The sequence below is a fragment of the Flavobacterium sp. HJJ genome (assembly GCF_015351475.1).
Lineage (GTDB): Bacteria > Bacteroidota > Bacteroidia > Flavobacteriales > Flavobacteriaceae > Flavobacterium > Flavobacterium marginilacus.
On sequence record NZ_JADKPR010000042.1, the window covers coordinates 1 to 14,020 of the forward strand.

Here is a 14,020-nt window from a genome sequence, read left to right on the forward strand (position 1 = left end):
TCAATGACAATATCGAAACATCCTAAATCATAAATTCAAAATATGTTTAAAAAAATAATTTTACTCTTTGTGATTATGTCCTTGATTGGATGTGGTTCTTCAAAATCAAAAATTCAGACTACCAAAAAACCAGTGGGCTGGAAATATTCCAAACCCATTCAAAACGGCGGTGGTAGTTCGGCTTCTAAACCAAAGTCAAACGCAGAAATAGTAAATGGGTATGTAGCCCAATACAACGGTGTTGCGATGAGCAATATGAAATCCTATGGAATTCCGGCCAGTATTATTCTGGCGCAGGGAATCTTGGAATCAGGGGCAGGTCAGAGTGATTTGGCAGTAAATGCCAATAACCATTTCGGAATTAAATGCCATGATTGGACAGGTGACAAAGTGTATAAAGATGATGATTCTGCCAACGAATGTTTCAGAAAATACAAACAGGCTTCGGAATCATACAAAGACCACGCCATGGTTTTAACAGGTAAAACTAGATATGCCAGTTTGTTTAAATTGCCGAAAGGCGATTACAAAGCTTGGGCAAAAGGCTTACGCGAAGCAGGTTACGCCACCGATCCGAAGTATCCTGAAAAATTAATAAACTATATTGAAACCTATAATCTGCATGAATATGATTCTAAGGTTTTGGGAAAAGAACCCAAAAATGAAGAGACGAAAGTATTAGTTCGGGATGATTTTGGTTCAGACCAAGCTAATCTTTATGAGATTCAAAAAGGAGATACCTTTTATTCGGTTTCCAAAAAATTCAATTTAACGGTTGAGGAATTAAAGCAAAAAAATAATTTAACGGATAATACGCTTTCGATAGGACAGAAGCTGATTGTGAAATAGAAACAGAAAGATAATAGACGAATGATAATAGAAAAAAGAAAAATAGATTGAAGAGTATGACAATTTATTAAACTTTTGAGTCTATCATCAATTAGTCTTATATCTATTATCTCAAAAAAATAAAAAAAATGATATACCAAAGAAGCAGTCAGCTTTTTGCTGAAGCAGAAAAAGTAATTCCAGGAGGAGTAAATTCGCCGGTTAGGGCTTTTAGAGCCGTGGGAGGAACGCCAATATTTGTAAAAAGTGCCAAAGGTGCTTATTTGTATGATGAAGACGGAAACCGTTTAATCGATTATATCAATTCCTGGGGGCCAATGATTTTGGGTCATGCTTATGAGCCAGTTGTGCAGGCCGTAACTGAAAAAGCAAAGCTGGGAACTTCTTTCGGGATGCCGACCGAACTGGAAACACAAATTGCATCATTGGCTGTTTCTATGGTTCCGAATATTGATAAAATCCGTTTTGTGAATTCGGGTACAGAGGCGTGTATGAGTGCAGTGCGTCTGGCGCGCGGATTTACCAAAAGAGACAAAATCATAAAATTTTCCGGCTGTTATCACGGTCATTCCGATTCCTTTTTGATTCAGGCAGGAAGCGGTGCGGTGACTTTTGGAACACCAAACAGCCCAGGCGTGACAGCAGGAACAGCCAAAGACACGCTGCTTGCCCAATATAATGATCTGGAAAACGTAAAGATATTAATCGAAGCTAATAAAAATGAAATTGCGGCTATAATTATCGAACCAGTTGCCGGAAATATGGGATGTATTCCGCCGGCGGAAGGTTTTCTGGAAGCTTTGCGCGAACTGTGTACGGCAAACGGAATTCTGCTGATTTTTGATGAGGTAATGACCGGTTTCAGATTGGCCAGAGGCGGAGCGCAGGAGCTGTTAAATATCAATGCGGATATTGTCTGCTTTGGTAAAGTAATTGGTGGCGGGTTACCTGTGGGCGCTTTTGCTGCGCGTGAGGAAATTATGAATTATCTTGCTCCATTGGGACCTGTTTATCAGGCTGGAACTTTGTCTGGAAATCCTTTAGCGATGGCTGCTGGATTGACAATGTTACAGGCTTTGGACAATGATCGTGAAATTTTTAAAAGACTGGAAGAGAAAACCGCTTATTTGGGCGCAGGAATCGAGAGAGTCTTGAAAGCGAATAATGTTGTTTTCACAATTAATAGAGTGGGTTCGATGATTTCGGTTCATTTTGATGCGAATCCGGTGACTGATTTTAAATCGGCTGGTGCTGGAGATAATGAAACTTTCAAGAAATTCTTCCACGGACTAGTAGCTGAAGGTGTTTATATTGCGCCATCTGCTTATGAAACTTGGTTTATCACTGATGCACTGACGTATGAAGACTTGGATTTTACTATTAATGCGATAGATAAGGTTTCCAAAACGTTTTGAAAAAATTAGAACACAAATTACACTAATCAGCACTAATCAGTTCGTTTATAAAATATAGATCTCACAGAGTAGCACAATGTAAAAATTGGTGTTAAATCTGTGAGACCTATTTTTTTAGAACATTTTAATTCGTGAAATTCGTGTTTAACTTTTTACATCCCTCTTTTTTCTCTCATTCTGTCTTTTATTTTATCTTTGTTTTCTTCTCTTATTGTAAGCCATTTTTGGTATTGATCGGCAGATAAAATAGCTTTCATTTTGGCTTCTGTATCTGCTTTTTCGGCCTGCATTTTATTTTTTAAAGCGGTTCTTTCTTCTGAAGTCATTTTTTCTCCACTGTCTTTTCTGGTGTCTCTTTGAGCTTTCAGGTCTTGTGCTTTGGCGCTTTTTTCTGCTAAAATTTTACCGACAGCTTCCTGCTGTTTGGCATCCAGATTTAATTCTTTGGTTAAGTAAGTCAAATGTTTCTGCTGACGCTGTTCCGGAGTTGTTTTTTCCCGGTAGGATTCACCAGACTGTGGTGTGCTTACCTGCGCAAATCCAGATACTCCAATTCCAAATACTAAGGCAATTATTAGTGTTTTCATATTCTGTTTGTTTTTAAGTTATATGGATAAGACAAATATAACGGTCAAAGGTTTAATGTCTTAGATTTTATTTTGAAAAAAAATATCAATCCTCGAAATATTTTTGTTTGAGGTTTTATAAAATTTCTAACAAAAGAAAGAGCAGCTGTTTATTAACTTTTAGATGCAATAGTATCATAAAATCATTTGCGAATCGTATTTTTGAAAACCAATATAATTCACAGCACATGATTTCTGTTCAGGAAGCTTTTTCGATATTACAAGATAATTTGCCCGTTTTGCCAAAAGTAGAGTATTCGCTTTTTGAAGCAAGAAAACATATTTTGGCCGAGTCACTTTTTTCACCAATCAATATGCCTCCTTTCCGCCAGTCGGCGATGGATGGTTTTGCTTTGTGCCTTCACAATGCTTTGGTTTATGAAATTATTGGCGAAGTAAAAGCGGGAGATTCGCATAAGGTTGAACTGATGCCAGGACAGGCTGTAAAAATTTTTACAGGAGCAGCAGTCCCTGATTCGGCGCAAGCTGTTATTCAGATTGAAAAGGTTTCTGTCGACGGAACACAATTATTGCTGGATGAACTGGTTGAAGCCGGAACCAATGTCAGGCCAATAGGAGAGCAGATTTCGGCGGGAGATCTGGCACTCGAAAAAGGAAAGATTCTGAATGCAGCAGCGATAGGTTTTTTGGCAGGACTTGGTTTCACAAAAGTCAGTGTTTACCAAAAACCGAAGGTAGGAATTGTGGTTACTGGCAATGAATTATCCAAACCTGGAACACCGCTCGAATATGGAAAAGTGTATGAAAGCAACGGACTTATGCTGCAATCAGCGTTGATGGATGGCTATTATGAAGCGGTTATTTTATACGAAGTCAATGATGATTTTGAAAACACCAAAAATAAACTGCAGGAAGCTTTAACTGCTAACGATGTGATATTAGTTTCCGGAGGAATATCGGTTGGGGATTATGATTTTGTGGCAAGAGCTTTAAAGGAATTGGAAGTAGAAACCTTATTTTATAAAGTGAATCAAAAGCCAGGAAAGCCTTTATTCTCGGGGAAACTGAATGACAAAATGGTTTTTGCATTACCGGGAAATCCAGCGGCCTGCCTGACTTGTTTTTATGTATATGTTTTACCTACACTGGCGATTTTATCTGGTGCAAAAGCGAATTATCAGCAGGCGGTTTTAATGCCTATTGCTCATGATTATGAAGTACGAAATACCCGTTCCCAATTTTTGAAAGCGAATATTGTTAACGGAGAAGCAGCAATTTTGTCACATCAGGCTTCATCAATGCTCAATTCTTTTTCGGTTTCCAATGGATTGGTTTATGCTCCTCACGGAAATTATGAATTGAAAAAAGGAGACAAAGTGGAGGTGTATCTGCTGTAGTTTATTTTAGCTGTTTTTAGCGAGTGTTTTTTCAAATGCTTTTCTTTCGCCTCCTCTAAAATATACTTTGCCACAATACTTGTAACCCGATTTTTCAAAGATTTTCAGCATGGCGGTATTGTCAAAATTCGTGTCTGCTTTGACGCTGTAGATGTTGTTGCTTAAGGCAAAATCTTCTATATACTCCAGCATTTTTTTTGCCAGACCTTTGCCCAGATGATTTTCGGAAATTGCTACACGGTGAAATACAACAAAGTCATCATTGGTTAGCCATTTGCCTATAATTTTAGCATATTCAGGTTCGTCGTTTATTAATACTGCGCTGTATCCTGTTATTGTTTCTCCTTCAGTTAAAACAAATCCCTGACCTTTTTCTACGTCATTTTGAACCGATTGCAGATTGGGATAACCATCCTGCCATTGTTCACTGCCGTCTTTTTTTCTGCGGACAATCGCCTGTTGTAAAATTTCCCATACCTCAGGAATTTCAGAAGCTGTTGCTTTTCTAAAGGAATAATTCATTTTTATTGTTTTTTATTTTAGAGGCCATAATTGAGCAATATTCTGGGCTACAAGGTTATAATCTGTCTTTTTTGCATTTTCATTTCTGTAATTGCAGAATACGGGATCTTCATTGAATAATGATTTGGTTAATTCCCTACCAGCCATTGTGATGGCAGTTGTTTTATCGAATCTGTTCTTTTGGAATTTTGCAAATGCTTCATCGTGTGTTTTTGCTTCTTCCAAAACGGATGCTAATTCCCATGCGTCTTCTATGGCTTGGCATGCACCCTGTCCTGATGTTGGCAGTGCAGCGTGTGCCGAATCTCCGATTAGGCAGACGTTATTTTTGTGCCAATTTGAAATAGGGTTGTGGTCAAAGACCTCGATGTACTTGATGTTTTCTTCCTCACTTAACTGTATGATGGTTTTAATTTTTGGTGACCATGAGGAAAATAATTTCAATAATTCCTCTTTGTTATTCTTGGTTTTTAGAGGTGAATTAAGAGGCAGTGATTTACCGCCGGCCCAATATCCTTTGTATTCGGTTATTGGAACGATTCCGAAACGCTCTCCATAACCCCAAAAATCCAAGACAATTTCAGCATTTGAAAAAATAGGTTTGTTGCTTTCTACTATTCCTATCCAGTTTACAAAATTCTGATAAACAGGTTTGTTGTCTCCATTGACATATTGTCTCGCCGCCGAATTCATTCTTCCGTCTCCGCCAATAACAATATCTGCTTTTATTTCAGTTTCGTTATCAAATAAAACAGTCGCTTTATTGTCACTAGAAGATAGTTGCATGGCTTTATGGTTATAGAAAACAGGAATTTTGAGATCGGTGGTTTTTTTTAATAAAATTTCCTGCAGTTCCTTTCTGCTCACCGAATAACTGGTTGCGCCAATTACTGTGTCAATCGTAGAAACATTAATGGAACCTAAGAATTCCTCTTTGTCAGTCCAGCGCTCCATTTGTTTTATTTGTCCTCCAATTTTTTGTACTTCAGGCAACAAATTTAAACTGTCTAGAATTTTGCTTGCATTTGCCCATAGAACTATACCTGCACCAATTGTTACTGATGTTTGTCTTTGCTCAAAAATGGCTATGTTTTCAAATCCTTTTTGGTGTAAAGCTATTGCGGTGGTCAATCCGCTGACACCGGCACCCAAAATAACAATATTTGTTTTTCTATCCATTTCGTTACTTGTTTCTTCAAAAATTACACAGACGATCAGCTTTGGTGTATCAAATATAGTGAAAGAATTGTTTTGCAGTCAATGAAAATGGATTCATCAACGGCTGTAAAAATTAAATTTTGTTTCCGTATTTAGGCTTCAAGAAAATGCAAATGGTTGTATCTTTGCGGTCCCTTAAAACAACGAAACTATAATGAAACAGCAATGTGTAATTTTTGATATGGATGGTGTAATCTGTCACACCAATCCGGATCATGGCAAGGCTTTTGAAGCATTTTTTGATAAGTACCAAATTTCTCATTCCCAACAGGAGTTTGAAGATCATATGTACGGAAAACACAATGGTTACATCATGTCGCATTTTTTCAAGCGTCCCATTGCCGGCGAAGAACTTAAACAATTGGAGGACGAAAAAGAATCAATGTTTCGTGAAATTTATAAAGACAAAGTAGAAACCATTCCGCATTATCTGATTTTTTTGGACGAACTTAAATCCCGTGGTTTCAAAACCGCCGTTGCGACATCTGCTCCGCGTGCCAATCTCGATTTGATTATAAATGCCCTGAAAATTGGAGACAAAATGGATTCGATGATGGCAAGCGAAGATGTAAGCAGTCATAAACCCAATCCCGAAGTGTATCTAAAATCGGCTGAGCGTGTAGGGGTTTCTCCGTCCGACTGTGTGGTTTTCGAGGATTCTTTTTCGGGGGTTACCGCAGGTCTCAATGCCGGAATGAAAGTGGTGGGCGTATTGAGCTCGCATACCAAAGAACAACTGCCTCCGTGTCATTTTTACATCAACGATTACAGTGAAGTAAACGCGGACAAGATTCTGGAATTATTGAATAGTTAAAGGAATTTGATGTTTTTTTAAGGAGCAGAAGTACTTATTATTTCATCAACAGTTGTCCCGCTTTTCGTTGCAATCTTTTATGCCGAACACCGGCATAAAAGGATTTCCACTGCAATCTGGGCTGGTTTACGGGTTTAGTTTTTCATAATAACTTTTCCAGCTAGTACTAGTGGTGGAATCACTTAAATTTTTTGTTTGGATTTCTACTTGTATGAAAAATGGCAGAAATTAAAATTGTAGAATCAATTTTTGTGTAAATAATGACAAAAGGAAATTTTTGGACCACAGCTTGGCGGTAAACATCAAATTCTAATTTGTAAGTTTCAGGATTCAGTAAAATGGATTCAATGCAGGCATCGATTTGCTTTAGAAAGTTATCTCCAATTTTTGTTGAAATTAAATCATAGTACTGTAATGCGTCTTCTAATTCGTTTTCTGCCTGAATTGAAAGGGCTTCTTTTAATTTACCCATTTCGTTTCGAAAGTAATTTGGCTTTAACTTCTTTCCAAGATTTTCCTTTGTCTTTTCCGGATAAATAATTTTCGGTATTTTCCCTTACAATGTTTTTTTGTTCTTCGCTTAGTTGATATTGCAAAGGCTCGTCATTTAGATAATCTTTTAAGAAATCCAATGTGTTTTGATCTTCGGTATGGAGAATTTTGTCAATTAAATCGAGTTTATCCTTTTGTAAATTAGTTGGTTGCATGATTTTTGATTTTAAAACCTATTTTACAAATATAACGCTAATCCAATTTTAAATTTTATAATTTGTCTGTAAATTTAAGATTCTTAATTTTTTGATAAGTAGATTGGTAATAATTATTTGTCAATCTTTGCGTGTACGAGCGTGACGCTCACAATAGCGGGGGAACATTTTTTGTTGTCTTAAAGTTTTAGATCAGTTGTTTTATTTTTTGGATTCTTGAAAACCACAATTACAATAATAAAATTGAGGATAAGAAAAGGAGTGAAATATGCCAGACCGATTAGAAAATTATCATGAGAATGTATAATTGCCCCAATTAGCCAGATTATAAGTGAAAGAATACTTGAGACTTTAGCTATTTTGGTTTTAGATTTATAGGTAATTAGAAATATTGATAGTAGATTTAAAATTACACAAACTGTCAAAAAGAATCGAATAAGCATTGCGGTAATTCCGTGATAACATGATCCTCCTTCAGTTTCAAACTTGTTTGGAATATTGAAATAAGAATAGATAATGATAACTATTAGCATTGTTAAAAGAAAAAGCGTAGTCTTTTTATTCATTTTGTTATTCTATAAGGTTGTTTTTCAATCTTTGCGTGTACGAGCGTGACGCTCGCACTAGCGGGGGATTCTTTCGTAAAGATTTTTTTGGAAAAAAATAAGATTGCTGACGAGTTACTCAACAGCAATCTTATTTAAGGTAGGGCTAGTCGAGACTAGGCTATTGTCTTGGCCTCGGTGGTGGAGTTGGTCTTGGAGTTGGCTGTTGATTTTCTCTAATTTCTCTTGGCTCTTGTGGCCTAGGCGGAGGCGGAGGTGGTGAGGGTGTTTGTCTTTCGTTTCGCATGTAATCTTTGTTTGTAATTAGGATTCTATGTGTTTCATTTTTCTCATGGTAAATATAATTAAATGTGTAAAAAATTGATGCAACGAAAAGTGAAAGTATACAATTAAGTATTTGAATTTTAGCATCATGTAGGTAAGCTGATTTGCGGTCATTATTGAAAATATTAGTATCAAGACAATTGGTTAAAATTATTTCAATATTATCTTCAACTAGACTATCTAAGGTTATATTTGGAGCTAAGCTATCTTTATATGTATTATAATATGTTTCTAGGTTATTATATTCATCTTCAATAAAATGGGCACTAGGAAATGCCTTGTATTTATAGCCATCATACAGATTGTTATATGAACGTAATAGATAATAAATACTTGCCAGCCAAAATATTGAAGTAAATAGAATAATAGTTATAAAGAGGAATTTTAAAATATTACCTCCACAGTTTTCGTAATTAAATTTTGTTATTATGAAATATAAACCCGCAATTATTGCGGTTAAGATTCCAATCGGAATATTGAGTGTGTTGTTTAATGTGTCTTTCCGTTCTTCTTCTTTATAGAACCAATCTTTCTTGAATTCAAATTTGTTCATATTGTATGTTTCGCATTACTTCATTCAAATATATCAATTTTTATCTTAACAATTATTATGAAAATTTTTATTTAGTCAAGTGTTCTTTGTTAATATAATGTTATTATACTCCCGCGTGAGGGATGGGAGCAAGTTACCTTGTAACGCGTACAGCCCGACCGCGTTGAGGAAAGGGGCTGTATAACCGCATTGCTGAATAAGCCCCTTTTCTCAACGGGGGCACGCCCAAATGAGTTTTAGCACAATAAATTGAAATTGCAAAATCCTATTCTTCTGCCTCAGTTTGTAATTCTTCGATTTGGGGTTCATCGTTTTCCATGTCTATCCAGGAAAGGAAAAATTTATATCCCAAAGTCAGGATTACCGCTCCCAGGAATAAGCCAATGAAGCCGTTGTAAATGAAACCGCCTATCGCACCAAGGAATATCACAAGCATTGGTGCCGGAGGATTGCCTCTTCCTAGCAAAATGGGTTTTAGGATATTGTCGGAAATCAGCGTGATTCCGACCCAAATTGCCAGTATTGTTGCCGTTGTGGCATCGGTTACGGAATACATATAAATGACTACCGGAATGGCAACCGGGCCAATTCCTACTTGAATAATGGCTAGAAATAGACAGATAATGGTGAAAATTCCAGCAAAGGGAACACCTGCCAAAAAGAACCCAATGCCTATCATTAGTGCCTGAATCAAGGCTACGCCCAAGAATCCTTTTACGACATTGCGAATGGTGATTACGGTGACTTCGGCGTAGTGTTCGCCATTGTTTCCGATAAGTTTAACGAAAATGTTTTTGGATACTTTGGTTAGCGATTCGGAATACAATAACAGTCCCATCGCAATAATAATCGATACGATAAATTGCAGAATGCCTTTACCTATTCCCGCCAAGGAAAGCAATAGCCATGAACCGACTGTTTTTAACTGTTCTGTATATTTAAGTGCCACTTTGGAAAGGTCTTCCGAGGCCGATGCCCATATTTCAACTATTGGTTTTGTTATCGTTGGCCAATTTTTGGTGGTTTCTCCGGGTGGCGGAATCAAGTGTTCATTGGTTTGGTAGTAATGAGCAAAATTATTGATTTCTTCGTACAAGGATTGTGTGATGAGTACGCTGGGCGCGACCAAAATGGTTAGCAATATAAGTGCTACAAATATCGTGGCTAGTACTTTTCGGCCTTTGAATAATTTGACTACTCTTTCATAAATTGGACTGAAGGCCACAGCAATGACAATGGCCCAAATTATGATTAAAACAAAGGGTTTCAGAATATCATAACACCAGCCAATCAGTAAAAACAATACACCGAGCCGTATAAGGATGTCGGCAATTTTTTCGAAATTGAAAATATTGAAAGTTGGGCTGTTTTGTTGCATACTATTTCGGTTTTGGATAATGAGTAATATTTGGATTATTGTGCTAATCTAGTTAAAATATGGTAATTATTAATGGTATATTCGGATGTCTTTTGCGGAAAGTTTATGTTTTTTTGTAGTCTTAACATAAAAATAGTTTTAAAATAATGTTTGGTTTGCGTACGAATTAAATTGCGGTTTCGTATTTTTACTAAATTGATATTTCGAGGCATTTCAATGTTTTATACGAAATACAAATGTAAATTAGTTCAATAGGTTCTCTCAATTTCATTAAGTTAAGGATTTCCTGCTAGAGTTTGTCTAAATATAATTCTCGCAAAGGCGCAAAGAAATCCGATCTAAACTTTGCGTTTCTGAAAGTGAAGTAAAGCTTAACTTATTGACATTGGAAGCTCCCCTCTCTTTTGGAGAGGGATTGGGGGTGAGGTTAAATAGTTTGTTTAATTTATATTTGTGTTTGCTGTTAATAAGGATGTGCTTTTGTATTGAATACCACGAATCATAAAATACTACATATGAAAATAGCGCTTTATACCAACGAATTTCCACCAAACATTTATGGGGGAGCAGGAGTACATATTGATTTTTTAAGCCACGAATTGGCCAAATTGGGTCAGGTTGAAGTTCGGTGTTTTGGAGACCAAAATGTAAACAACGATTCCATGCACGTGGAAGGGATAAATTCCTGTTTGACTAAAATGGTGGACCCGGAAAATGAACATATCAAAATGTTTCATAACCTAAGCCGAAATGTCGAAATGGCGCAGGCAACACCAAAGGCCGACATTGTGCATTGCCATACTTGGTACACACATTTGGCGGGTGTTTTTACGAGAGAATTGTTACAGGTGCCGTTGATATTGACCACCCACAGTTTGGAAACGCACCGTCCTTGGAAAGTGGAACAGTTGGGCAACGGTTATTTTATGTCCCGATGGATTGAGACCAACGCTTATAAATCGGCGGATGGCGTTATTGCCGTAAGCGAACAAATGAAAGTTGATGTGGTCGAAGCCTATGGCGTGAATCCTGAAAAAGTGACGGTAATCCATAACGGAATCGATCCTGAATTTTACAAGCCAACTTTTGACAATACTTTATTAGCTGAATACGGAATCGACCCGAATATTCCGTTCGTGCTTTTTGTGGGTCGTATTACCCGTCAAAAAGGGATTTCGCAATTGATTGAAGCGTGCCAATATTTTAATGAGGATTGCCAAATCGTGCTTTGCGCAGGCGCTCCCGATACCGAAGAAATTGCCATTGAAACTTCCAACCTTATCGATCAACTGAAAGCCAAACGTAAAGGCGTAATACTGATTTCGGAAATGCTTCCCCGCGAAAAAGTCAAAGTGTTGTACAGCCATGCACGTGTTTTTGCCTGTCCGTCATTGTATGAGCCTTTCGGAATCATCAACTTGGAAGCAATGTCTTGTGAAACGCCTGTTGTAGGCAGTCACGTGGGTGGAATTCCCGAGATTATTGTCGAGGGCGTAACCGGATATTTGATTCCGCTTGAAAGTGTTTCGAGGACCAATTTCAATCCGCTGAATCCAACAGCTTTTCAAAAGGCCTTCGCTGAGAAAGTAAATTTACTACTCGATCATAAAGAATTGGCAGATGCTATGGGCAAAGCCGGACGTGTACGAGTTTTGGAGAGATTCAGTTGGGAGTCAATTGCCAAAACAACTTATAATTATTATCAGGAAGTCATCGCCCGATTCGAGAAAGAAACGGCTTAGATAATGTGATAATTAGGTGATTTGAAAATTAGATAATTAACCGCGAGCTTCGCAAGGCATACAAATGCAAAGTTTTGCTAACCTTGCGTTTTTTCTTTGTGTGCTTTGTGGTTAAATCGACCACGGATTTAACGGCTAAAACGGATTTTATACTGATTAAATCTGCGAGAATCTACATAATCTGCGTGCAAAATTTTCACTCAAAGTCCTGCGATTTCAGTCAGAGACTCTATTTTTTTCGTCTAAATGTAAATCCTTTTCCTAAATGTCTTTTTTCCATATTTCCATTTGGAGCTCTAGAATAATATACTATTTTTTTTTCTGAAATTTTGAGACAATGCATTTCAAATATTTCTGTGCCATTTATTGAATCAACAAAAACATAAAAATTTCCTTTTTTGGAAATTCTTAGTATTTCTTTAGTTGGTTTATATTTTTTATAATTTTTCCATTCTTTTATGTTTGGAAGTTTATAATCAAATCTGGTAAAGATTGAATCATTTGATATTAAAATTTCAGTCACGAAGTAACTGTAAACTGTGCTATAATTATGTCCTCGTCCGAAATATAATTTTTCAGAGTGTTGTGCATTTGAAAAAAATGAAATTAAGAGAAAGAAAATAGTTAGTCTCTTCATTGTTTTTGATTGAAGTTTATTGTGTAAAACTTTGCGAACTTTGTGGTTAAATTGGCTGTACGGTACATTCAGGAGTTACAACAGTTTCAGTAACCGGATTGTATTCCACTTTACTCAATTCAATAATTTTTTGAGCCACGGTTCCTCTTTCAAATATTCGGATAAGTTTGAAAATACTGCTTACAAAGAAACCAGGATTCGAAACCAATCGCGCTATTTTGGTGACCTTGAGATCTCTTTCCTGTATCGAAGCTTCCCATTTATCTTCTGGAAGCAGGACAAATTCTGTTGCATATTTCCATGCCCCGTCTCTTGCGGTTTTCATGCTAAAATCAATAAAGAAATTGTCTATTTTGCCAGATAGTTTTAAGATGTATGTAAGTGTTGGCCAGATTTCCACCAGGCATTTTTCGACACCATTAACCAGATTGCTTAAAATTTCATTGATTTTATTATAGTCAGAATGCAGGTCAAAAATACTTTCAGGCGTGCTCACCTGTGCGCAGGCGATTCCCAAATCCAGATTCACATGCGCATTAATTCCAAGCAGTAAATGCTGTACCACAATCGGCCAGTATTCCTCACCTTTTGTGAATGAAAACTCCCAGCATTCCGAACATTTTTCTTTTGCCTTAAATTGATAATACGCCTTCAGATAGCGATTCGCAAAAATAACATCCAGTTTTTCCATGCGTTCCGGATTTTCGAACAAGCCCGTTTCAATACCGTTTTTTATCTGCATTGTAACTTCTCTGTATAAAGTGGCAAATAAACCTATGGCACATTGCTCTATTTTTGATTTTTCAATAATTTCGTCCAGACACTGGATAACTTCTTTAATACTAGTGGCTTGTTTTGTGTTCATTTTTAACGGGTTATGGTCGGTTAATGGGGAGCTAATATAATTATTTTTTGTTTTCAATGCGTTTTTTTGCAGTAATTATCTTGCTGTTTTGCAAAAGATTTCGAATATTATTTTTAGGAGCAGAAAAATTGTGCATTTGCAGAAAGATTTGTCCCGCTCTTCGTTGCAATCTCCCTGCCCGAACCCCGGGCAGGGAGGATTTTCACTGCGATCGGGGCTAAAAATCAGCATTTTATTTCATAATTAGTTTTTTATTCTTTGCGTGAATATGGGCTCGCAAAGGGCTAAGACGCAAAGAAAACCGTTTTGAACTTTGCGACCTCGCGTCTTTGCCGAGCAAGAATTAAAGTTTAACTTTATTTAATTGGGCTAAGGGGATATTGAGCCATTATCTAAAAAAGAAATCTGCGTAAATCTGCGTGCTAAATTTTTGGAGTATCTTTTTT

The 14,020-nt window shown here is 36.9% G+C and carries 14 protein-coding genes; 5 read left to right on the forward strand and 9 right to left on the reverse strand.

Annotated features, from left to right (window positions below):
- The first annotated feature begins 42 nt into the window (after window positions 1–42).
- Window positions 43–849 carry a glucosaminidase domain-containing protein gene (locus IRZ80_RS20205; RefSeq protein ID WP_194644078.1) on the forward strand — a complete coding sequence of 269 codons (807 nt, stop codon included), beginning with the start codon at window positions 43–45 and terminating at the stop codon, window positions 847–849.
- A 128-nt stretch (window positions 850–977) separates the two neighbouring features.
- Complete coding sequence (gene hemL / locus IRZ80_RS20210) at window positions 978–2,264, forward strand: glutamate-1-semialdehyde 2,1-aminomutase (RefSeq protein WP_194644080.1); 1,287 nt, start codon at window positions 978–980, stop codon at window positions 2,262–2,264.
- A gap of 152 nt (window positions 2,265–2,416) precedes the next feature.
- Here the strand turns inward: hemL and IRZ80_RS20215 are convergent, their stop codons facing one another.
- Complete coding sequence (locus tag IRZ80_RS20215) at window positions 2,417–2,851, reverse strand: hypothetical protein (protein ID WP_194644082.1); 435 nt, start codon at window positions 2,849–2,851, stop codon at window positions 2,417–2,419.
- A gap of 227 nt (window positions 2,852–3,078) precedes the next feature.
- On the opposite strand from IRZ80_RS20215, the gene glp reads away from it, so the two are divergent.
- Window positions 3,079–4,248 (forward strand): gephyrin-like molybdotransferase Glp, encoded by a 1,170-nt coding sequence (gene glp, locus IRZ80_RS20220; RefSeq protein WP_194644084.1) that lies wholly within the window; start codon window positions 3,079–3,081, stop codon window positions 4,246–4,248.
- Between the two features lie 6 nt (window positions 4,249–4,254).
- Here glp and IRZ80_RS20225 read toward each other — a convergent pair whose 3' ends face one another.
- Complete coding sequence (locus IRZ80_RS20225) at window positions 4,255–4,770, reverse strand: GNAT family N-acetyltransferase (RefSeq protein WP_194644086.1); 516 nt, start codon at window positions 4,768–4,770, stop codon at window positions 4,255–4,257.
- A gap of 12 nt (window positions 4,771–4,782) precedes the next feature.
- Window positions 4,783–5,949 (reverse strand): FAD-dependent monooxygenase, encoded by a 1,167-nt coding sequence (locus tag IRZ80_RS20230; protein WP_194644088.1) that lies wholly within the window; start codon window positions 5,947–5,949, stop codon window positions 4,783–4,785.
- Between the two features lie 193 nt (window positions 5,950–6,142).
- Between IRZ80_RS20230 and IRZ80_RS20235 the strand changes: the two genes are divergently transcribed.
- The gene (locus IRZ80_RS20235; protein ID WP_194644090.1) at window positions 6,143–6,802 is read left to right on the forward strand and encodes an HAD family hydrolase; all 660 of its coding nucleotides are present in this window, start codon (window positions 6,143–6,145) and stop codon (window positions 6,800–6,802) included.
- A gap of 178 nt (window positions 6,803–6,980) precedes the next feature.
- Here the strand turns inward: IRZ80_RS20235 and IRZ80_RS20240 are convergent, their stop codons facing one another.
- The 4 genes from IRZ80_RS20240 to IRZ80_RS20255 form a co-directional block, all read right to left on the reverse strand.
- On the reverse strand, window positions 6,981–7,274 hold the full coding sequence (locus IRZ80_RS20240) for a type II toxin-antitoxin system RelE/ParE family toxin (protein ID WP_194644092.1): 294 nt from the start codon (window positions 7,272–7,274) through the stop codon (window positions 6,981–6,983).
- Window positions 7,267–7,509 (reverse strand): hypothetical protein, encoded by a 243-nt coding sequence (locus IRZ80_RS20245; protein WP_194644094.1) that lies wholly within the window; start codon window positions 7,507–7,509, stop codon window positions 7,267–7,269. The genes IRZ80_RS20240 and IRZ80_RS20245 overlap by 8 nt, the downstream gene beginning before the upstream one ends.
- Window positions 7,510–8,235: 726 nt before the next feature.
- A complete protein-coding gene (locus IRZ80_RS20250; RefSeq protein ID WP_194644096.1) occupies window positions 8,236–8,952 on the reverse strand; it encodes a hypothetical protein in 717 nt (238 codons plus the stop codon).
- Window positions 8,953–9,217: 265 nt separating this feature from the next.
- Window positions 9,218–10,330 carry an AI-2E family transporter gene (locus tag IRZ80_RS20255; RefSeq protein WP_194644097.1) on the reverse strand — a complete coding sequence of 371 codons (1,113 nt, stop codon included), beginning with the start codon at window positions 10,328–10,330 and terminating at the stop codon, window positions 9,218–9,220.
- A gap of 515 nt (window positions 10,331–10,845) precedes the next feature.
- On the opposite strand from IRZ80_RS20255, the gene glgA reads away from it, so the two are divergent.
- Complete coding sequence (glgA, locus tag IRZ80_RS20260; protein WP_194644099.1) at window positions 10,846–12,072, forward strand: glycogen synthase; 1,227 nt, start codon at window positions 10,846–10,848, stop codon at window positions 12,070–12,072.
- 229 nt (window positions 12,073–12,301) lie between these two features.
- On the opposite strand, the gene IRZ80_RS20265 is transcribed toward glgA, so the two are convergent.
- Window positions 12,302–12,709, reverse strand: coding sequence for a hypothetical protein (locus tag IRZ80_RS20265; protein ID WP_194644101.1), 408 nt, complete (start codon window positions 12,707–12,709; stop codon window positions 12,302–12,304).
- A 46-nt stretch (window positions 12,710–12,755) separates the two neighbouring features.
- Complete coding sequence (locus IRZ80_RS20270) at window positions 12,756–13,574, reverse strand: DUF5995 family protein (protein WP_194644103.1); 819 nt, start codon at window positions 13,572–13,574, stop codon at window positions 12,756–12,758.
- Between the last annotated feature and the right edge of the window lie 446 nt (window positions 13,575–14,020).

What these genes read in the sequence shown, in the direction of transcription:
- IRZ80_RS20240 (WP_194644092.1), bottom strand. Translation starts at nt 7,274, where the DNA reads ATGGGTAAATTAAAAGAAGCCCTTTCAATTCAGGCAGAAAACGAATTA.
- IRZ80_RS20235 (WP_194644090.1), top strand. Translation starts at nt 6,143, where the DNA reads ATGAAACAGCAATGTGTAATTTTTGATATGGATGGTGTAATCTGTCAC.
- IRZ80_RS20230 (WP_194644088.1), bottom strand. Translation starts at nt 5,949, where the DNA reads ATGGATAGAAAAACAAATATTGTTATTTTGGGTGCCGGTGTCAGCGGA.
- glp (WP_194644084.1), top strand. Translation starts at nt 3,079, where the DNA reads ATGATTTCTGTTCAGGAAGCTTTTTCGATATTACAAGATAATTTGCCC.
- IRZ80_RS20255 (WP_194644097.1), bottom strand. Translation starts at nt 10,330, where the DNA reads ATGCAACAAAACAGCCCAACTTTCAATATTTTCAATTTCGAAAAAATT.
- IRZ80_RS20250 (WP_194644096.1), bottom strand. Translation starts at nt 8,952, where the DNA reads ATGAACAAATTTGAATTCAAGAAAGATTGGTTCTATAAAGAAGAAGAA.
- IRZ80_RS20205 (WP_194644078.1), top strand. Translation starts at nt 43, where the DNA reads ATGTTTAAAAAAATAATTTTACTCTTTGTGATTATGTCCTTGATTGGA.
- hemL (WP_194644080.1), top strand. Translation starts at nt 978, where the DNA reads ATGATATACCAAAGAAGCAGTCAGCTTTTTGCTGAAGCAGAAAAAGTA.
- IRZ80_RS20265 (WP_194644101.1), bottom strand. Translation starts at nt 12,709, where the DNA reads ATGAAGAGACTAACTATTTTCTTTCTCTTAATTTCATTTTTTTCAAAT.
- IRZ80_RS20270 (WP_194644103.1), bottom strand. Translation starts at nt 13,574, where the DNA reads ATGAACACAAAACAAGCCACTAGTATTAAAGAAGTTATCCAGTGTCTG.
- IRZ80_RS20215 (WP_194644082.1), bottom strand. Translation starts at nt 2,851, where the DNA reads ATGAAAACACTAATAATTGCCTTAGTATTTGGAATTGGAGTATCTGGA.
- IRZ80_RS20245 (WP_194644094.1), bottom strand. Translation starts at nt 7,509, where the DNA reads ATGCAACCAACTAATTTACAAAAGGATAAACTCGATTTAATTGACAAA.
- IRZ80_RS20225 (WP_194644086.1), bottom strand. Translation starts at nt 4,770, where the DNA reads ATGAATTATTCCTTTAGAAAAGCAACAGCTTCTGAAATTCCTGAGGTA.
- glgA (WP_194644099.1), top strand. Translation starts at nt 10,846, where the DNA reads ATGAAAATAGCGCTTTATACCAACGAATTTCCACCAAACATTTATGGG.